General features: G+C 62.6%; 17 protein-coding genes and 2 tRNA genes. 5 read left to right on the top strand and 14 right to left on the bottom strand.

Translation table 11 applies throughout. The annotated features are described in order from the left end of the window. Position 1: 1 nt before the first annotated feature. Positions 2 to 1,456 carry a 3-isopropylmalate dehydratase large subunit gene (gene leuC, locus M1E05_RS08850; RefSeq protein ID WP_461165032.1) on the bottom strand — a complete coding sequence of 485 codons (1,455 nt, stop codon included), beginning with the start codon at positions 1,454 to 1,456 and terminating at the stop codon, positions 2 to 4. Positions 1,457 to 1,568: 112 nt separating this feature from the next. On the opposite strand from leuC, the gene M1E05_RS08845 reads away from it, so the two are divergent. Together M1E05_RS08845 and M1E05_RS08840 are read left to right on the top strand one after the other, a co-directional pair. Beyond that, positions 1,569 to 2,288: an IclR family transcriptional regulator gene (locus M1E05_RS08845; protein ID WP_309105467.1), complete on the top strand. Its 720-nt coding sequence runs from the start codon at positions 1,569 to 1,571 to the stop codon at positions 2,286 to 2,288. A gap of 70 nt (positions 2,289 to 2,358) precedes the next feature. Next, positions 2,359 to 2,910 (top strand): DUF1697 domain-containing protein, encoded by a 552-nt coding sequence (locus M1E05_RS08840; RefSeq protein ID WP_458111234.1) that lies wholly within the window; start codon positions 2,359 to 2,361, stop codon positions 2,908 to 2,910. A gap of 21 nt (positions 2,911 to 2,931) precedes the next feature. Here the strand turns inward: M1E05_RS08840 and M1E05_RS08835 are convergent, their stop codons facing one another. The 9 genes from M1E05_RS08835 to M1E05_RS08795 all read right to left on the bottom strand — a co-directional run bounded on the left by M1E05_RS08835 (position 2,932) and on the right by M1E05_RS08795 (position 11,040). Further along, complete coding sequence (locus tag M1E05_RS08835; protein WP_461165031.1) at positions 2,932 to 4,548, bottom strand: GTPase; 1,617 nt, start codon at positions 4,546 to 4,548, stop codon at positions 2,932 to 2,934. Then, positions 4,545 to 6,335: a dynamin family protein gene (locus M1E05_RS08830; protein WP_458111236.1), complete on the bottom strand. Its 1,791-nt coding sequence runs from the start codon at positions 6,333 to 6,335 to the stop codon at positions 4,545 to 4,547. The genes M1E05_RS08835 and M1E05_RS08830 overlap by 4 nt, the downstream gene beginning before the upstream one ends. 158 nt (positions 6,336 to 6,493) lie before the next feature. Then, positions 6,494 to 6,569, bottom strand: a tRNA-Glu gene (locus M1E05_RS08825). 124 nt (positions 6,570 to 6,693) lie between these two features. Beyond that, positions 6,694 to 6,765, bottom strand: a tRNA-Gln gene (locus M1E05_RS08820). A 136-nt stretch (positions 6,766 to 6,901) separates the two neighbouring features. After that, entirely contained in the window at positions 6,902 to 7,606 is a 705-nt protein-coding gene (locus tag M1E05_RS08815; RefSeq protein ID WP_461165030.1) for an HAD family hydrolase, read from the bottom strand. A gap of 23 nt (positions 7,607 to 7,629) precedes the next feature. Further along, positions 7,630 to 9,153, bottom strand: coding sequence for a glutamate--tRNA ligase (gltX, locus tag M1E05_RS08810; RefSeq protein ID WP_461165029.1), 1,524 nt, complete (start codon positions 9,151 to 9,153; stop codon positions 7,630 to 7,632). Between the two features lie 136 nt (positions 9,154 to 9,289). Beyond that, on the bottom strand, positions 9,290 to 10,066 hold the full coding sequence (locus M1E05_RS08805) for a fumarylacetoacetate hydrolase family protein (RefSeq protein WP_458111239.1): 777 nt from the start codon (positions 10,064 to 10,066) through the stop codon (positions 9,290 to 9,292). A 39-nt stretch (positions 10,067 to 10,105) separates the two neighbouring features. After that, complete coding sequence (locus M1E05_RS08800; RefSeq protein ID WP_461165028.1) at positions 10,106 to 10,909, bottom strand: MBL fold metallo-hydrolase; 804 nt, start codon at positions 10,907 to 10,909, stop codon at positions 10,106 to 10,108. Further along, positions 10,903 to 11,040, bottom strand: coding sequence for a hypothetical protein (locus tag M1E05_RS08795; RefSeq protein ID WP_458111241.1), 138 nt, complete (start codon positions 11,038 to 11,040; stop codon positions 10,903 to 10,905). The genes M1E05_RS08800 and M1E05_RS08795 overlap by 7 nt, the downstream gene beginning before the upstream one ends. Here M1E05_RS08795 and M1E05_RS08790 point away from each other — a divergent pair. Then, positions 11,027 to 11,620 carry a hypothetical protein gene (locus M1E05_RS08790; protein WP_461165027.1) on the top strand — a complete coding sequence of 198 codons (594 nt, stop codon included), beginning with the start codon at positions 11,027 to 11,029 and terminating at the stop codon, positions 11,618 to 11,620. The two genes, M1E05_RS08795 and M1E05_RS08790, sit on opposite strands and share 14 nt — an antisense overlap. A 135-nt stretch (positions 11,621 to 11,755) precedes the next feature. Here the strand turns inward: M1E05_RS08790 and M1E05_RS08785 are convergent, their stop codons facing one another. The 4 genes from M1E05_RS08785 to M1E05_RS08770 all read right to left on the bottom strand — a co-directional run bounded on the left by M1E05_RS08785 (position 11,756) and on the right by M1E05_RS08770 (position 15,743). Beyond that, positions 11,756 to 12,868, bottom strand: coding sequence for a branched-chain amino acid aminotransferase (locus M1E05_RS08785; protein WP_458111243.1), 1,113 nt, complete (start codon positions 12,866 to 12,868; stop codon positions 11,756 to 11,758). Positions 12,869 to 12,977: 109 nt separating this feature from the next. Continuing rightward, positions 12,978 to 14,030 (bottom strand): 3-isopropylmalate dehydrogenase, encoded by a 1,053-nt coding sequence (locus tag M1E05_RS08780; protein ID WP_458111244.1) that lies wholly within the window; start codon positions 14,028 to 14,030, stop codon positions 12,978 to 12,980. Positions 14,031 to 14,103: 73 nt separating this feature from the next. Next, complete coding sequence (locus M1E05_RS08775; protein WP_458111245.1) at positions 14,104 to 14,820, bottom strand: class F sortase; 717 nt, start codon at positions 14,818 to 14,820, stop codon at positions 14,104 to 14,106. Positions 14,821 to 14,978: 158 nt separating this feature from the next. Continuing rightward, positions 14,979 to 15,743, bottom strand: coding sequence for a hypothetical protein (locus M1E05_RS08770; RefSeq protein ID WP_461165026.1), 765 nt, complete (start codon positions 15,741 to 15,743; stop codon positions 14,979 to 14,981). Positions 15,744 to 16,433: 690 nt separating this feature from the next. On the opposite strand from M1E05_RS08770, the gene M1E05_RS08765 reads away from it, so the two are divergent. Together M1E05_RS08765 and M1E05_RS08760 are read left to right on the top strand one after the other, a co-directional pair. Continuing rightward, positions 16,434 to 16,526 carry a hypothetical protein gene (locus tag M1E05_RS08765; RefSeq protein WP_461165025.1) on the top strand — a complete coding sequence of 31 codons (93 nt, stop codon included), beginning with the start codon at positions 16,434 to 16,436 and terminating at the stop codon, positions 16,524 to 16,526. A gap of 218 nt (positions 16,527 to 16,744) precedes the next feature. Next, positions 16,745 to 17,185: an FtsX-like permease family protein gene (locus tag M1E05_RS08760; protein ID WP_461165024.1), complete on the top strand. Its 441-nt coding sequence runs from the start codon at positions 16,745 to 16,747 to the stop codon at positions 17,183 to 17,185. Positions 17,186 to 17,304: the final 119 nt, after the last annotated feature.

Below are 17,304 nucleotides of genomic sequence, written 5' to 3'. Positions count from 1 at the left end.
CCTAGGCGGCGTCGGTGCGGGTGGCTGCGGTGTCCGGAGCGGGGTCCAGATCCGACGGGGAACTGAGGGTTCCGCGGACAGCGGTAGCGGCGGCCACAACGGGCGAAACGAGGTGTGTCCTGCCGCCCTTGCCCTGCCGGCCCTCAAAGTTCCGGTTGGAGGTCGAAGCGCAGCGCTCCCCCACTTCCAGTTGGTCGGGGTTCATGCCCAGGCACATGGAGCATCCGGCGAAGCGCCACTCTGCACCGAAGTCCTTGAAGATCTTGTCCAGGCCCTCAGCCTCGGCTTCAAGCCGCACCCGGGCGGATCCCGGCACGACGAGCATGCGGATGTTGGGGTCCTTCTGGCGCCCGCGGACGATGTCCGCAGCGGCCCGGAGATCCTCCATGCGTGAATTGGTACAGGAACCGAGGAACACGGTGTCCACCCGGATTTCCTTCATCGGTGTTCCGGCTTTCAGTCCCATGTACTGCAGGGCACGTTCGGCCGCCGCTTTGGCGTTTTCGTCACCGAAATCCTCGGGCGAGGGGACCTTGGAGGACAAGGACACACCTTGGCCCGGGTTGGTGCCCCAGGTGACAAACGGCTCAAGAGTATCGGCGTCGAGGTCCACTTCCGCGTCGAACGTCGCGTCGTCTTCCGTCAGCAGAGTGTTCCAGTACTCGACGGCGGCATCCCACTCGGCGCCCTGGGGCGCGTGCGGGCGGCCCTTCATGTAGGCGTACGTGGTTTCGTCCGGAGCCACCAGGCCGGCGCGGGCGCCGGCTTCGATAGACATGTTGCAGATGGTCATCCGGGCTTCCATCGAGAGCGCCCGGATGGCGGATCCGCGGTACTCCAGGACATAGCCCTGGCCGCCGCCCGTACCGATTTTCGCGATTACCGCCAGGATTATGTCCTTGGCGGAAACGCCTGGCTTCAGGGTGCCTTCGACGTTGATAGCCATGGTCTTGAACGGCTTCAGGGACAGGGTCTGGGTAGCCATAACGTGCTCCACCTCGGACGTGCCGATACCCATTGCGAGTGCGCCGAATGCCCCGTGGGTGGAGGTGTGCGAGTCACCGCAGACAACTGTCATCCCGGGCTGGGTCAGGCCGAGCTGCGGGCCAACGACGTGCACGATTCCCTGTTCAGCGTCACCGAGGGAATGCAGCCTGACGCCGAATTCCTGGCAGTTGTTCCGCAAGGTCTGGATCTGGGTCCGGCTGGTGAGGTCGGCAATGGGCTTGTCGATGTCCAGTGTCGGCGTGTTGTGGTCTTCGGTGGCAATAGTGAGGTCGGGGCGGCGCAGCTTGCGGCCGGCCAGCCGGAGGCCTTCGAAGGCCTGCGGTGACGTCACTTCGTGGACCAGGTGAAGGTCGATGTAAAGAAGGTCCGGCTGAGCGTTGGCGCCGTCGCCGTCGCCTTTGCGCACCACGTGCGCGTCCCAGACTTTCTCGGCCAATGTCTTTGCCATGGCCATCTCCCTTCACTGCTGTTGGCTGTTAACATCCACTGAATCAGCAGACCTCTGTAATAAGCCAGTCCAAAGATTTGCATCTCAGATAATGAGACGGCAATATCAGTACATGGACAATTCTAGCGGAGTCGGTGTCATCGATAAAGCGGCCCATGTGCTTGACGCACTGGAGGCCGGACCCACTACCCTGGCGCAGCTTGTGGCGGCTACGGGGCTGGCGCGGCCAACGGTGCATCGGCTCGCTCTTGCCCTTGTCCATCACAGGCTCGTGAGCCGGGATATCCAGGGAAGGTTTGTCCTGGGCAGCCGCCTGGTTGAGCTCGCATCCGCTGCAGGCGAGGACCGCCTGATAGCTTCCGCCGGCCCGGTACTCATGCAATTGCGCGATGCGACCGGCGAAAGTGCCCAGATCTTCCGCCGACAGGGCGACTGGCGCGTCTGTGTCGCCTCCGCCGAACGCCCCATCGGGCTCCGCGACACAATCCCGGTTGGCACGCAACTGTCCATGAAAGCCGGATCTGCTGCCCAGGTGCTGTTGGCTTGGGAGGACCATGACCGCCTTCTTGAAGGTCTCCAGTCAGCCCGCTTCACCCCCACGGTCCTCGCCGGAGTACGACGGCGGGGCTGGGGTCAGAGCCTGGGTGAACGTGAGCCTGGTGTCGCCTCAGTTTCGGCTCCCGTCCGCGGACCGTCCGGACGAGTGATTGCCGCGGTTTCCATCTCCGGCCCGATCGAGCGTCTAACGCGCCAGCCAGGAAGGCTCCATGCCGAAGTGGTCTGCAATGCTGCCCGCCTCCTGACTGATGCCCTCCGCAAGACCAACGACTGACGGCAAACCGGCTGCCTGGTGTATTCCGGCGCAGCTGAGGTACCGCCGGCGCCGGCAGTAGGCTGGCAACATGACCAGCTACGCAGTGTTTCTCCGCGGCGTCAATGTGGGCGGCATCAATATCAGAATGGCCGATCTCCAAAAGGCCCTTAAGCAGTGTTCGTTCAATAACGTGAAGACTCTCCTGGCCAGCGGAAACGTTGTGCTGACCAGCGATCTGGACCCGGCTGCAGTAAAGAAGCAATTTGAGACCTGCCTGCGTGAGTCCTTCGGTTATGACGCCTGGGTGGTGGTTTTGACTTGCGAACGGGTGGCGGATCTTGTGGAAGCCTGCCCGTATCCGGCAGACGATAAAAGCACCCACAGCTACGTCACACTGTCATCGGATCCGGCAATGCTTGACGACATGGTCGCAGCCGCCGTCTCTCTTGAAGGCGGGGAGCCCGAAGCAAACGGCGTCCAGCGGCTGGGCCCGGAGGCCGTGGCCTGGCTGGCTCCCGCAGGGGGAACCCTCGAAAGCCCGGTCAGCAAGGTGTCTGCCAAGCCGCGCTACAAATCGACCACCACCACACGCAACCTTCGCACGTTGATCAAGGTGCGGGATGCTGCAAAGGCTCTTTGAGAGGTGTGACGCCAGCCGGCGTCACTTGGCGCGGGCGGCCTTGAGCGCGGCACTGAATGATCGCAATCGGCTGATCTGCGCCTCCACTGGCTCCACCACCCTCCGCTCAGCTACTGCAGTTACGGCACTTTTCAGCCTCCTCCTTGCCGAAGCAGCGCGCACCCTGGCCGCAGCAGCCGCTATGACCCTCCCGGTGATCGCAAGGAATATCCCCAGCACCACTCCACCGAGGATCATCAGCGTGGGCAACGGCCACCCTTCCACCCTGGGCGCCTGCGGAACCGGCAACTGCAAGTAGCCGAGGACCGCGAGGCCAGCCAGCCAACCGAGTCCGCCAAGGACCGTCAGCAGCGCCAGCCACTGGACAAGGTTGAAGACAGGCCACCACCAGGACTTTTTTCCGGCCGATAACTCAGTCCCTGCAACTGCCTGGTCGAGGGCATCGGGCAATTGGTCCCGGGCGTCCCGGGCGGCGCTGCGGATCACCGCGCGCCAGGGACCGGGAGCACCTTCGCTTGCAGCGTCGGCAAATTCGCGGACGGCGGCATCCGTCCTTGCACGTTCCGGAGCTCCGGCCGGGGGCAGCGAGGTCCTGTTGACGGCCGACGGTTCGTTCCTGCGCAGATTGAGCCTGCGCAACGGATCCGGGCGGAGACGCACCAGCCAGCGCGTTACCGGCCAGCCCGTCCGTCGTGTGGATTCAATGGTGTACGACTTAGCGACGGCTTCCACCACGAGCGGAACATTTGCGGCGGAGGCCAGCTCATCAGCGAGGCGTGCCCGTGCGGCTGAAGACACTCCGGCGGCTTCCCCATCACCCGATTCCGCAGCCAGCCGGGAAGACTCACGCGCCACGTCTGCAGCCAGCCGCTTGGACGATGCCTCGCGCTGCAACACCACGCGCCGGACCGCAGCCCTGACCTCATCAATGCCTTCCCCTGTTACCGCCGAAGTGCCAAGTACCTGTACCCGCCCCAGCCCGTCACGGGCAAGAATTTCCCGCAGGGACTCCAGTACCGGACTAACCTCGGATTTTGGCAGCCTGTCGATCTGGTTCAGGACCACCAGGGTGACGGCTGCATGCGAGGCCAGAGGAGTCAGAAAATCGTTGTGGACAGCTGCGTCGGCGTATTTTTGCGGATCAAGTACCCAGACCAGGACATCCACCAGACCAACCATCCGCTGCACAATTTCACGGTTGGCAGTCCGGGTGGAGTCAAAGTCCGGAAGGTCAAGCAGGATCAGCCCGGTTGTTTCATCGGCAAACCCCGGTACAGCCGACGCATGGTGACGTTGGCTGACCTCCAGCCAGTCAAGGAGGGGTTCACTTCCCGGGACGCCCCAAACGCTCGCCAGGGGTTCTGACGTCGTTGGCCGCCGGGCAGCCGCCGTCGCAATCTCCGCTCCCCCGACAGCGTTGAAGAGCGAAGATTTTCCGCTGCCGGTTGCTCCGAAAAATCCCACCACCGTGTGGTCGGTCGAGAGCGAACGACGCGAACTTGCCCGTTCCAGCACCTCGAACACGGCATCCAGCGATTCGTCGGATAAGACGCCCTCCGCCAGCGCGCGGGCGTCATTCAGGGCCTCCAGCCTGCGGTGAAGTTCTGAAGCTTCCCGCGCTGCACCGTGACGGCTCATCCGGCAGCCGCAAGCGTCTCAAGTGCTTCCGCACGGGCCTGCAATGTCTGGGGAGAAACGCCGCCGTCGCTCTCGAGCCTTACCAGGAACCTCTGCTGCTCGGCCCGAAGCAGCTTTTCGCAGCGTACGTGCAGGTCCTCCCGCGCCGTCCGTGCGAGGCGCCGCACGGCGTCCTCACCGAAAACAGCCTCCAGCAGTTTTTGCCCTACGACTGCGGTACCGCCGGCAACACCGATCTCCAGGCCTGTCAGGCCGGCAGTCATGGAAAACACAACAATCATAAGCGCCGCCCCGAGTCCATTCACGCCAAAGGAAAGCCACCGGGCCTGGGTGCGCCTTCCCTGGCCCTCGGTCCTGATCAGTTCCATCAGCGCGCCCTGCCAGTCCCGGATCTCAGCCGCCACCTTGTCCCCGAAACCCGGACTCGTGCCGCTCAGGTCATCGGTTCCCAACAATTGGCGGCCGGCCGGGTCAGAGCGCCAGCGCCGATCTGAATCTTCGGCAGCATTAGCCGCTTCGTCCATGATCACGGCTTGAAGACCTGTTTCGATTGCGGTCTCCACCTTGACTGCCGGAGCCGGCTCACCGCGAAAGTAGGCACCGATCCTGTCGCGGGCGCGGCCAATGTTCTGTTCAAGCGTCCGGAAGAACTCCCCCGTGCCAACAAAGTCCTGCCATCGTGCCAGCACCTCGCCCCTGAGCAGGGCTCCGTCCCGGGTGGCTTCCAGAATCCTGGCAACGGCGTCAGTGTAGGCGTCTCGTACGTCGTCCGCCAGAGCCTCCGCCGCCCGCTGTTGATCTTCCACGGCCTTGCCTGCACCAGCAACGCGCACAGCCAGTCCTTTGACAGTTCCGTTGAGAGTCCTGCGTGCAATATCGGCCCGCCCTGCAGCGTCTGCGGCGAGGTCCTGCAGCCAATTCCTGATGGGCTCTACGGTGGCTTGCGGCAGCATCCCGAGACCGTCCAATTCCACTTCCGGAACAATGAAGAGCCTGGCTTGGCCCAATCCTTCGCGCTGGAGCATGGCACGGAGGTCGGTGCTGACCTCCGTCTCGGCCGAAGCCGGGACCCTGTCCAGGACGACAGCCACCAGTATGTCCCGTGAGGCGGCATCAAGGAGGAGTTTCCATGGGACCGCGTCGGCGTAGCGGTTGGCGGTGGTAACAAAGATCCAGAGGTCCGCTGCAGCCAGCAGTTGACCTGCGAGCTGGCGGTTCGCATCTGAGATGGAGTCGACGTCGGGAGCGTCAAGTACTGCTATTCCCGTCGGCACCGAGGGATCACCCACCAGGACGAGGGACGAAACCGGCCCCGGCTCCGGGGTCTGGCCTGCGTGGCCCGCCTGGCTTGCCCGGAGGGGGGTGGGGAGGACTGTGCCTCGGATCCGGCTCAAGTTCGGCAGGACGCGTTGGCCTTCAAACCACTCGGCATCAGCGGGATGGTGGAGCAGAATGGGCTGGCGCGTCGTGGGACGAATGGCGCCCGCGCGGGTAACTGGGTGTCCCACCAGCGCGTTGACCAGGGTTGATTTCCCGGCACCGGTGGAGCCGCCCACTACGGCAAGCAGTGGCGCATCCAGGCTGCGATACCGGGGCAGGATGTAATCCTCAAGCTGCGCCAGGGAATGCAGGACCGCCATCCGCGCCTCGTCCGCGCCAGCGAGGGCGAGGGGCAGCGCTACGGCCGACAGCTCTTCGTGAACGCCTTCAAGGAGTTCAATCGCCGCGGCCGTCCGTTGAACCGGCGTAGGGCTCCCGCCAGCACCGGTGATTTCATTGGAGGTCACATCAACATCATGCCAGCCTTGGAAACGATTTCCGATGAGCCTGATGAAAGGGGAGATTCGCGCTTTGGCGCGTGATGGAGCGAACAGGCGTAAGCGCTGACTTGGGGACCTGGATACAAAGACTAAGGGCCGGAAACCCTTGAGTTTCCGGCCCTTTGTGGTGACCCCAGCGGGATTCGAACCCGCGTTACCGCCGTGAGAGGGCAGCGTACTAGGCCGCTATACGATGGGGCCGTGTACTTCCGTGGCATTTCTGCCTCGCGCACCGAAAGATTGTTTCATACTTTCCGCGAGCGTTTCAAATCGGTAAAACCGGTTGAAGTTCTGAAATACCGCTATTTCCAGTGATATTTCAGAGCTGGGATACCAGGACTCGAACCTAGAATGACGGTACCAGAAACCGTAGTGTTGCCAATTACACCATATCCCAATGGAACTTTCGGGCTGGATCTGCGGGTCAAAACCCGCGCTCCCAGCGCCTCAGCACGAGTAATTACTTTACCCGAGAGTTTTGGCTCGCACAAATCGGCAACACCGCGCCGCAGAGTCGTGCCGCCGGGAGCGGATTAAGGCAGCAGTTCGGCGAGGGTGCTGACTTCCCTGCCGGTGAATTCCGTGGCCGGCTGGCCGGTTCTGTTGAGCCACACTCCGAGCAGGCCGGCCGCGGTGGCTCCTTCTGCATCAAGCAAAGGATTGTCGCCGACGAAGAGGGTTTCGGCAGCGGGGATTCCCAGAAGCCGGACGCCCTCAAGGTAGATCGCAGGATCGGGCTTCGGGACTCCGACGGTGTCCGTGCCGACCAGCAATCGGATACGTTGCAGCCCGGCGTTGTCCAGCTTTGCCCTTTGATAATCATGGACATTGTTGCTGACGGCGCCATAGGGAATCCCGGCGGCATCGAGTGCGTCCAGGACGGGTTCGACGTCGGCAAAGGCGCGGACGTAGCCGGGCTGGATCCGGGCATAGGAGGTGAGCCAGTTGCGGGCTTCCTCCCCCTCTCCCAGATTCACCCCGAAATGCCCCAAGGCAGCCCGCCCTCGAAGAAGCCTTTGCTCGTTGAACGTCAGTTCCCCAGCCAGATATCGGTCGAAAAAATGGGTGGTCTCATGGGTGAAGATCCTGCCGAACTTCTCCCACCCGGCCTGGTCCAGCCCGGGCAGGAGGTGCTCACTGACATCACGCAGGGCGGTCGTCATGGAAAACTCGAGATCGACCAGGGTGTCATCAATATCAAACAGGACGCCCTTAACTGCTCCGAATTCCGTGTGCATTGCCCCTCCTGCTGGCTGATTCATCAGCCGCGGAAGGCCTGCAGGCGCTTCAGTGAAGACTCCTTGCCCAGTATGACCATGGATTCGAACAGGGGCGGCGAAATGCGCCTGCCGGATACCGCGGTTCGAACGGGACCGAAAGCGAGCCGGGGTTTAATCCCCATCCCTTCGACCAAGGCCTCCTTCAAGGCAATCTGGATATTTTCAGCAGTCCAGCCCGTGACGGGTTCGAGCGCTGCAATGGCGGCATCCAGCACCTCGGTGAGGTTCTGCGGCAGTCCCTTGCGGGCGTCGTCCGCGACGTCGATCGCGTCGTCGTTCTTGAAAAGGAAGGCCAGCATCTCTGGCGCTTCCCCGAGCAGGGCAATCCGCTCCTGGATCAGCGGTGCCGCCTCGCTGAGAACCTCCTCCTCACGTTCAGTGAGGGATTCGCCCACAAGACCCGCTGAGCGGAGGTACGGAACCAGGCGGTTCCGGAAGTCCTCGGCTTCCAACATGCGCACGTGGGTGCCGTTGATGGCCTCGGCCTTCTTGATGTCGAACCGCGCCGGGTTTGCCAGAACGTCGTGCACATCAAAGTATTCAATGAGCTGGTCGACAGTGAAAATGTCTTCATCCGCTGACAGGCTCCAGCCTAGGAGGGAAAGGTAGTTCAGGAGTCCCTCGGGGATGAAGCCGCGGTCCCGGAGCAGGAAGAGGTTGGACTGCGGATCGCGCTTGGAGAGCTTCTTGTTGCCCTCACCCATGACGTAGGGCAGGTGGCCGAACTCGGGAAGGTACTGGGCAACACCGAGCTTCATGAGTGCGTTGATCATTACCACCTGGCGGGGCGTTGAGGACAGCAGGTCCTCTCCGCGCAGCACGTGGGTGATCCCCATGAGGGCATCGTCCACGGGGTTAACCAGCGTGTAGAGCGGTGAGCCGTCTGCCCGCACGATCACATAGTCCGGGATGCTCCCTGCCTTAAAGGTGATCTCGCCTCGAACCAGGTCCGTGAACGTCACGTCCTCATCCGGCATGCGCATGCGCAGCACAGGCTGGCGGCCCTCGGACTTAAACGCCGCAATCTGCTCCTGCGTGAGCTCACGGTCAAAGTTGTCATAACCCAGCTTGGGGTCGCGGCCGGCTGCCCGGTGGCGTGCTTCGACCTCCTCCGGGGAGGAGTAGCACTCGTAGGCGTGGCCGCCCTCAATGAGCCGGGAGACGACGTCCTTGTAAAGATCTAGCCGCTGGGACTGGCGGTAGGGCTCGTGCGGCCCTCCGACCTCAACGCCTTCTTCCCAGGTGATGCCAAGCCACTTCAGCGCTTCAAGCAGCTGCTGGTAGCTCTCCTCGGAATCGCGCGCTGCATCCGTGTCCTCAATCCTGAAGACGAAGGTGCCCTTGGTGTGCTTGGCGTAGGCCCAGTTGAACAGGGCTGTACGGATGAGCCCGACGTGGGGCGTACCGGTGGGCGAAGGGCAGAAGCGGACGCGGACCTTCGAAGCGGAATCGGTGGGGGCGGCAGCAGCGTCGAGGGCGTCGTTGGGCACGGAAGGAGTAGTCATAGTGCGTCCAACTTTACCGCCCCTGCCGGGGACGTCGTCCGCGGACCCCAGAGTGTGCCGTCGCTTCACTCTCTCAGCGGCTCCGCCGCATCAGTCAGCGGCCTCGCCGCATCAGTGAGGGGCCTCGCCGCATCAGTCAGCGGCGGACTATCGGGTTGGAGAGGCGGCCAATGCCCTCGATCTCGACTTCGTAGCGGTCGCCCGCCTGGACCAGGCCGACGCCGGCAGGAGTGCCGGTCATAATGACGTCACCCGGCAGGAGAGTAAAGGCCTGCGACACGATCGAAACGAGCTCGCGGACCCCGCGGATCATCTGGCTGGTGCTGCCGTCCTGACGCAGTTCACCATTGAGCCGGCCCTGGATGGAAATGTCCTCGGTGTCCAGTTCGGTTTCGATCCAGGGACCCAGGGGAGCAGAGGTGTCAAAGCCCTTGGCCCTGGCCCATTGCAGGTCCGTCTTCTGGACATCCCGCGCCGTGAGGTCGTTCCCGCAGGTGTATCCAAAGATGACGTCGTCCACCCGCTCCTCCGGAACGTCCTTGCAGATCCGTCCGATAACGACGCAGAGTTCAGCCTCGAAAGATACTTCATCGGAGAACTCGGGCAGCACTACGGGGTCATTGGGCCCGATGACCGACGTGTTCGGCTTCAAGAAGAGCAGCGGATGAGCCGGGATCTCGTTGCCTAGCTCGCGGACATGCTCCACAAAATTGCGGCCCACGCCAATTACCTTGCTCCGCGGAATGATGGGGGCGAGGAGACGGACATCCTCCAGCTTGTGCCTGACGGCCGTGCGCTCCACTCCATGGAAGAAGGGATCGCCGTTGATGACAGTGATCTCCTCGCTTCCAGGCTGGCCTTCAACAACGCCGTAGACGGGATCAGAATCAACAACAAACCGGGCGATACGCATGGTTTCCAGCCTACCGTCTCCGGCCACCGCGTCCGGCGCTCAGCTGTGTCCGGCGGATCCACGGAGGTAGTCCAGCTGCGCCGCAACCGACATTTCAGCCGCCCTCCGCACTGAAGGTCCGACGTCGGAATACACCAAATCCGCAACCTCGCCCACCGAGGCATCGAGGCCAAGCCGGTCCAGTGCGTCCCGGATCTGATCCAACCGTTCCTGACGGTGGTCGCGATAGGCGCGGACGATCGCATCCATGGAAGGCAGTACGGGACCGTGCGCAGGCAGGACGGTGGCGCCCCCAAACGCCTCAAGCCGGTCCAGCGACTTCAGATAATCCCCAAGTCTCCCGTCGGGATAGTCCAGCATGGTGGTGCCACGGCCCAGGATGGTGTCGCCGGTCAGGACAGAGCCGTGCGGGCCGTCGTCGGGGAGGTGGAAGCAGACAGAGTCCGAAGTGTGGCCGGGGGTCGCCAGGACCCGGACTGTCAGCCCGGCTGCCGTCACCGTATCGCCATCCTGCAGCGGGAGGCCGCCGCCATGGCAGTGGGCGGGGCCGGCAGCACGCACGGGGGCACCCGTCAACTCATGCAGCCGGGCCGAGCCGGCCGTGTGGTCAGCGTGACGGTGGGTGACAAGGATGAGTTCCACGCCGCCGGTCCCGGCAAGAGCCTGGAGGTGGGCTTCGTCCAGTGGGCCGGGGTCCACCACAATAGCGGCCGGGCTGCCGGCAGCGCGCAGTATGTAAGAGTTGGTGCCCTCCAGGCTCATTGGCCCGGGGTTGGGGGCCAGGATGAACTGCGTCAGGGCAGAGCTGCGGTGCACGATGGGGCCGGAAGCTGAAGTCACCATCCCATCTTTGCATCGACCCCGGTATAGCCACCGTCCGCTGCGCCGGAATAGACACCCGGCGGCCCGGGTTGATCTCCAGTGAAGACCATCTCCACCAGGAAGCCGGAACCAGCCAATATGAGCACAACCACGCTTGCAGAACTCCTCGCCGAAGCTGATGCTGCCGGCCACGATCATGCCGCAACAGAGAAGAACAGCGGACTCCAACACATCCACAACCACGCTACGGGCAGCATTGTCTGGTTCCCCACATGGAAGAAGTTCCGCGAGACCGCCGATTGGAGCGAGGCGGTGGAAGGTGTCGCCGAGGATCTGCCGCCAGGCTCAGAGTCCCGGGAAGAATGGGCGGCCAAATACCTCGCGGACGATCTCGCCAAACTCCTGGAACGCGCCGCGGCCTCCAGCGACGTTCATATTTTCGTCCAGGAGAACCTCGCCCAGCACCTGACCCGGACCTGGGCTGTGGCGGATGCCGTGGCCAAGGCGAACAAGACGGATCTGCCCAATGGCAGCACCACGCCGTCCATCTTTGCCGACTACCCCTATGATGTTTACGCGCAGGACGGCGGCGTCTTTGCGACCACGCTCTGGAACGACGTCATCGACGCCCGCCGCAACCAAGCCCTGGCGGATGAAGCGGCCCGGAAGGCTCTGAAGCCGGTCTCGCGTAAGGCATTGAAGAACGCAGCCCGGAAGGCCGCCCGGCGCTGAGGTCCAAGGCCAGTCTCGGGTCAGGCAGGGGTTAAAGGTCGACGGCGGCTGCCCGGCACTGTGTTTTTGTTACCGCAGTGCCGGCCACCCGCCGTCGTACCTACATCCCTTACATCCCGGCGGTGAGAGCCGCGGCTAGGCCAGCCGGGTCAGCCAGCCGTGCGTGTCCTCGACCGTCCCGGTCTGGATGCCCAGCAGCTTTTCGCGGATCGCCATGGTGGTCTCCCCCGCCGTCGCGTCTTCAGACCCGATGAATTCGGTAGCGTCCTTCAGAACGCCGATCGGAGTAATGACGGCGGCTGTGCCGCAGGCAAAGACTTCGGTGATCTCGCCTGAGGCCACGCCGTCACGCCATTCGTCGAGGGTGATCTTGCGTTCGCTGACCTGGCGGCCCATGTCCTTGGCCACCTGGATAACGGACATCCGGGTGATGCCTTCCAGGATGGTGCCGGTGAGTGCCGGTGTCACCAGGGAACCGTCCTTCAGAACGAAGAAGACGTTCATGCCGCCCAGTTCCTCAACTGCATTGTCATTGAACTGGTCAAGGAAGAGGACCTGCTTGCAGCCGTGGGCTTCGGCTTCCTGTTGGGCGATCAGGGACGCCGCGTAGTTGCCACCGCATTTGGCGTCACCGGTGCCGCCACGGCCTGCGCGTGCGTACTCACGCGAGATCCAGATAGAGACGGGTTTGAGTTCTCCGCCAAAGTAGTTTCCGGCCGGGGAGGCTATGACCCTGAACGACACTTCGCGGGCAGCCCGCACTCCGAGGAAGGCTTCGGTGGCGATCATGAACGGGCGAAGGTAGAGGGCTTCGCCGTCGCCGGAAGGTACCCATTCCTTGTCCGCTGCGACGAGCTCGCGGATTGCTCCCAGGAAGTACTCCTCCGGAAGTTCCGGGAGCGCCAGGCGTCGGGCGGACTTGTTCAGGCGTGCTGCATTCGCCTCAGGCCGGAAGGTCCAGATGGAGCCGTCTGCGTGGCGATAGGCCTTAAGGCCTTCGAAGATTTCCTGGCCGTAGTGGAAGACGGCGGCGGAGGGGTCCAAGGTAATCGGCCCGTAAGCCTCCACGCGGGGGCTGTGCCAGCCGCCCTTCCCCTCGGCGTCGACGCTGTAGTCGACGACGGCGGTGTGGTCGGTAAAGAAGTTGCCAAATCCTGGGTTCGCCAGGATGGCTGCACGCTCTTCAGCTGACTTCGGGGTTGCCGAAAGTTGCTGGGTGAATTCGACGCCATGGGCAGTCTGAGTCATGTTTCCTCCACGGTTGGCTGCCTGATGGTGACCGTGGTTCAGCCTCGGACCACGGCAGCGGTTTGGTGATTCGAAACTAGCTTACGCCTGCTGGCCGGACGGGCCGGACCTACAGGGCGGCCGCAATCGCGTCGCCGATTGCGGAGGTACTGCGGGCTCCGCCGTCGCGGCTTTCGACGTCGGCAATTACTGCCGCTTCGACCTTCCGTGCCGCCTCGGAGTAGCCGAGGTGGTCCAGCAACAGCGCCGCAGACAGAATGGCCGCCGTCGGGTCCGCCTTTTGCTGTCCAGCGATATCCGGGGCAGAGCCGTGAACGGGTTCGAACATGGAAGGCGCTGTGCGTTCCATATTGAGGTTGCCCGAAGCTGCCAGACCAATGCCGCCCGTCACGGCCGCCGCGAGGTCGGTGAGGATGTCGCCAAAGAGGTTATCCGTCACAATGACATCAAAACGGGCGGGGTCGGTGACCATGAAAATCGTGGCGGCATCCACATGCAGGTAATCGTGGCTGACCTCGGGGAACTCCTGGGCGACAGCCTCGACGGTGCGCTTCCACAAGTGACCGGCGTACACCAGGACGTTGTGCTTGTGGACCAGGGTGACCTTCTTGCGCGGACGCTCGCTGGCCCGGCGGAAGGCATCGCGGACGACCCGTTCCACTCCGTGGGCTGTATTCAGCGAAACCTCAGTAGCCACCTCGTGGGGCGTTCCACCACGGAGGGTGCCACCGTTTCCTACATAAGGGCCCTCGGTACCCTCCCGGACCACGACGAAATCGACAACTCCCGGGTTGGCGAGCGGGCTCCCCACTCCCCCATACAGCTTGGACGGCCGCAGGTTGACGAAGTGATCGAGGCTGAACCTCAGCTTGAGCAACATCTCGCGTTCTATAAGACCGGACGGGATCCGGGTGTCCCCGGGCGCCGCTCCCACTGCGCCAAAAAGGATGGCGTCCCGGGTTCGCAGGTCCTCGAGAACCTCATCCGGAAGAGTTTCGCCGCTCTCCAGCCAGTGCTGCGCGCCCAGTTTGTAGTGGGTCTGCTCAATGGCGACACCTTCGGTGGCCGCCACTTTCTCCAGGACCTTCAGGGCTTCGGCAATGACCTCAGGGCCGATGCCATCGCCGGGAATGACAGCAAGATCAATGGTGGATGCGCTCATGTCTTCAGGGTAGCCAAGCCATCCACATAATGGTCAAGTTGTCTCAAAATGCGAACAAGCGTGCCTTTTGGAGCTAGATGGCAGGAGCAGGCGAAGCAACCACCACAACATTCCTGCCCCAGGGATCTTGTGAATAACAACTGACCAGGACAAGGCGGTTGGGCACCACAGCCCAGATCGGGCTGTCTTTGAGCGCGGACTTCGAATAGGTAATGACCGACTCCACCCGATAAGCAATAACACCAGTTGCGGTGGTCACCGTTAGTTCATCACCTTCATGTGCCGCCGAACTCAAGTGGTTGAAGGGGGCGTCCCGGTCCAGCCAACTGTGACCGACGATATACGTAGTGTCGGTCGACCCTGCACCAGGCAAACCGAAGGGAGTGAGCCAGTAGCCTTCCGTCGTTACAGGCGGTTCGATGCTCTGGCTGTCAGCATGGGGCTCCAGGGGGTGGATCACCACGTCCATCTCTGCTTTGGGATACCTGACGCGCAAGGGAGCAGACGAAACAGGAAGCGACGCCACGCCCTGCTCGGGCGACGGCGCAACCTCAGGTCCCGCTGGTGATGGCGTGTCCGAAGTCGGAGGGGCGAGAGCCGATGCAGGCGTTTCCGGGGTTCCCATTGCGGCAGGGTGTTCTTTCGCCTCGGTGCTTACCGCTCCGCTGGTGGTTGGAGAAGGGACGCCGCTAGTAACGTCGTTGCCATTGTCACGGCCATAGGCACCGGCAGTTCCATGGGCAAGCCACGCGGTCAGGAGGCCAGCGGCGCAGATGGCAAGGATGAGCATATCCCTGCCCCTCAGAAGCAGTCCGCGTCTAAGAGCCCTCCGACTGTGCCGAATCCTGCATTGACTTGCCATGGGTCACTCCTGTGATCCGGAAGTGGAGCGGCGGGCGCCACGAATACTTTCCGTGACACCCGCCGTCGCTGTCTGCTGCGTTCTGGCTAGCTGTGAGCTCCCCTGGCCCTGGCTCCGCCCCTCCAGAGCACCAGCGCTGCCACAGTGGTAAAGAGGCCGGTCAGTCCGGTGAGCCAGGTGGGGATGCCCGCGACAGTCTTGCCATCGCCGGCAGCTGTCTGCACGTTGTAGCCCCGCTTTTTCACTGAATCAGCGACCGCTGTCGTACCCGTGCCCGCCCCGGCTGGAGTAGTCGTTACCGTCGCCTCCACTGTTGGTTCAACTGTTGGCTCAACCGTCGGCTCAACCGTCGGCTCAACCGTCGGTTCGACTGTGGGTTCAACCGTCGGCTCAACCGTCGGCTCAACTGTCGGCTCAACTGTCGGTTCGACCGTCGGCTCAACTGTCGGCTCAACCGTCGGCTCAACCGTCGGCTCAACCGTCGGCTCAACCGTCGGCTCAACCGTCGGCTCAACCGTCGGCTCAACCGTCGGCTCAACGGTTGGTTCTGCAGTTGTCTTCACGCATTTGTTGGCCAGCAGCGCGATGTTTGCCGCTGTCAGATTCTGGCCGTTTGGCATAATGTCCCCGGAGTTTGCCGGCACAATATCGTTGGTATCACCAACGTGGGCGCTAAGCGCGTTTAGATTGATGGTCTCAAAGAGATACGGATTATCTGCTGAGCCCGTGGCGTGGCAGATGCTGATCTTTTTCTCATCCTTCGTGTTATCCGGCGGAGCAGCGTTCGCGGCAACCGTGGCGCCCATCAGCCCGAGGCCCAGTACCCCCAGGGTGGCAATAGTTCGTTTCATTTCGGTCCCTCCATACCAAATCCGATTCGAACCGACCAGACTTTGCGGAGTAACCGTCTTCGAGACCAGGAATGAATAAACTATTTGAGACCTCAAACAGCGAAATGAAAAGTGACAGTTACTCCCCAGAAAGTGCCATCAGTTCGCTTGCCTTTTCAGGCTAAATTTGTGCTTCCAAATAATCCCGAGTAATGGGTACGCGTTAATTCGACGTCTCCGGAGCCTCGAATACTTGGTTCGGGGGCATGTCACTCAATTCCAGTACGTGCTTCTACTTGGAGACCCAGCACAAACCCTCCCTCACCGTCCGCAACCAAAACACAAACCCTCCCTCACCTTCCGCAGCCAAAACACAAACCCTCCCTCACCGTTGTCACGCAAGTGGAGGGGCGTCACCCAAAAACCCGCGAAACGTGAATGGGCGTCACCCAAAAACCCGCGAAACGTGAATGGGCGTCACCCAAAAACCTGCGAGACGTGAGGAGCGTTCCTCTGGGCGGAATGGGGAAATCTCGGACCACGGTATGAGGCCCGGACGTAGCCAAGGAAATAGAGTTTCACAGTGGATAAACGTCACCTACTTTCTAGCTGGGTCCGGAACAATCCGTTCAAAGTGGACCTCATTGCCACCGGGCTCCTGTTTCTGGCCTTCGGTCCTGTTTAGCTGGTCGCGGACCGGCCGCTTCTGTTTTGTTGTCCTGCTGCCACCTGGTCCCCTTGGCATGGCGACGCACCCGGCCTGTAGCGGCAGCCGGAGCGATCGCCGTCGTATGTCTGGTGTAGTGGGCTTTCGCTCTGGAACCGGTGGTCGGACAGTTGGGGAAACCCCAAAGGCCGTCTTCGCCTCATCGGAGGATTGTTGGCACTTTGGATGCGGGCGCGGCCCTGTGGCTGCTGTTGGATAAGGAGAACTCGGGTGATGCAGTTCGTGACGTCCAGCAGTCCGTGGCAACAGCCCTGGGGTACCGGCAGCGTCTGTCAGCGGCGCGGTGACGGAACGGGTGACCTTCAACGAGATCATGGATGCCCTGCTGTTGGTGGTTACCGGTCTGCTGGGCGTGGCAGTGGTCATCGCCCTGATGGGCGTCGCAAGCACTCTGTCCCTGTCCGTCCTGGAACGCATCAGGGAAAACTCACTCCTGCCTGCCCTTGGACTGACGCTTGGACAGCTTCGGGGAATGCTGGCCATCGAGGCAGTGCTGGTGGCCGGCGTGGCAGCGGGGGGCACAGTCCTCGGGATTGTCTATAGCTGGCTCGGTGCCAAGTCCGCCCTCGGCAGTGTGGCAGATGTGTCCTGGGAGTCCCTTGGCTACCGCTGTTGGCCGTCTTCGGCGTTGCGATCGTCGCGGGGTTGCTGGCCTCGGTCGCGCCGGCACGGTGGGGCGCCCGGCTCTCACCCGTGGAAGGACTGGCCACCACCTGACCCCCAGGACGCTCCGTGACATCCCGCGGCAAAAAAGCAAACCCTCCGTCACATCTTGCGGTAAAACGGTAAACGCTCCGTCACTAACTGACGGAGCGTTTACCTTAAAGGCGCGAAACGTGAGGGAGCGTCCGCCAA

Source organism: Arthrobacter sp. R4-81 (assembly GCF_054792365.1).
This window is presented reverse-complemented; position numbering and strand designations above follow the sequence as displayed.

Excerpts from the sequence above, each read along its gene's own strand:
- M1E05_RS08800 (WP_461165028.1), bottom strand. The coding sequence starts at position 10,909 with ATGGTGACTTCAGCTTCCGGCCCCATCGTGCACCGCAGCTCTGCCCTG.
- gltX (WP_461165029.1), bottom strand. The coding sequence starts at position 9,153 with ATGACTACTCCTTCCGTGCCCAACGACGCCCTCGACGCTGCTGCCGCC.
- M1E05_RS08845 (WP_309105467.1), top strand. The coding sequence starts at position 1,569 with ATGGACAATTCTAGCGGAGTCGGTGTCATCGATAAAGCGGCCCATGTG.
- M1E05_RS08785 (WP_458111243.1), bottom strand. The coding sequence starts at position 12,868 with ATGACTCAGACTGCCCATGGCGTCGAATTCACCCAGCAACTTTCGGCA.
- leuC (WP_461165032.1), bottom strand. The coding sequence starts at position 1,456 with ATGGCAAAGACATTGGCCGAGAAAGTCTGGGACGCGCACGTGGTGCGC.
- M1E05_RS08780 (WP_458111244.1), bottom strand. The coding sequence starts at position 14,030 with ATGAGCGCATCCACCATTGATCTTGCTGTCATTCCCGGCGATGGCATC.
- M1E05_RS08770 (WP_461165026.1), bottom strand. The coding sequence starts at position 15,743 with ATGAAACGAACTATTGCCACCCTGGGGGTACTGGGCCTCGGGCTGATG.
- M1E05_RS08775 (WP_458111245.1), bottom strand. The coding sequence starts at position 14,820 with ATGCTCATCCTTGCCATCTGCGCCGCTGGCCTCCTGACCGCGTGGCTT.
- M1E05_RS08805 (WP_458111239.1), bottom strand. The coding sequence starts at position 10,066 with ATGCGTATCGCCCGGTTTGTTGTTGATTCTGATCCCGTCTACGGCGTT.
- M1E05_RS08815 (WP_461165030.1), bottom strand. The coding sequence starts at position 7,606 with ATGCACACGGAATTCGGAGCAGTTAAGGGCGTCCTGTTTGATATTGAT.
- M1E05_RS08790 (WP_461165027.1), top strand. The coding sequence starts at position 11,027 with ATGAGCACAACCACGCTTGCAGAACTCCTCGCCGAAGCTGATGCTGCC.
- M1E05_RS08840 (WP_458111234.1), top strand. The coding sequence starts at position 2,359 with ATGACCAGCTACGCAGTGTTTCTCCGCGGCGTCAATGTGGGCGGCATC.
- M1E05_RS08835 (WP_461165031.1), bottom strand. The coding sequence starts at position 4,548 with ATGAGCCGTCACGGTGCAGCGCGGGAAGCTTCAGAACTTCACCGCAGG.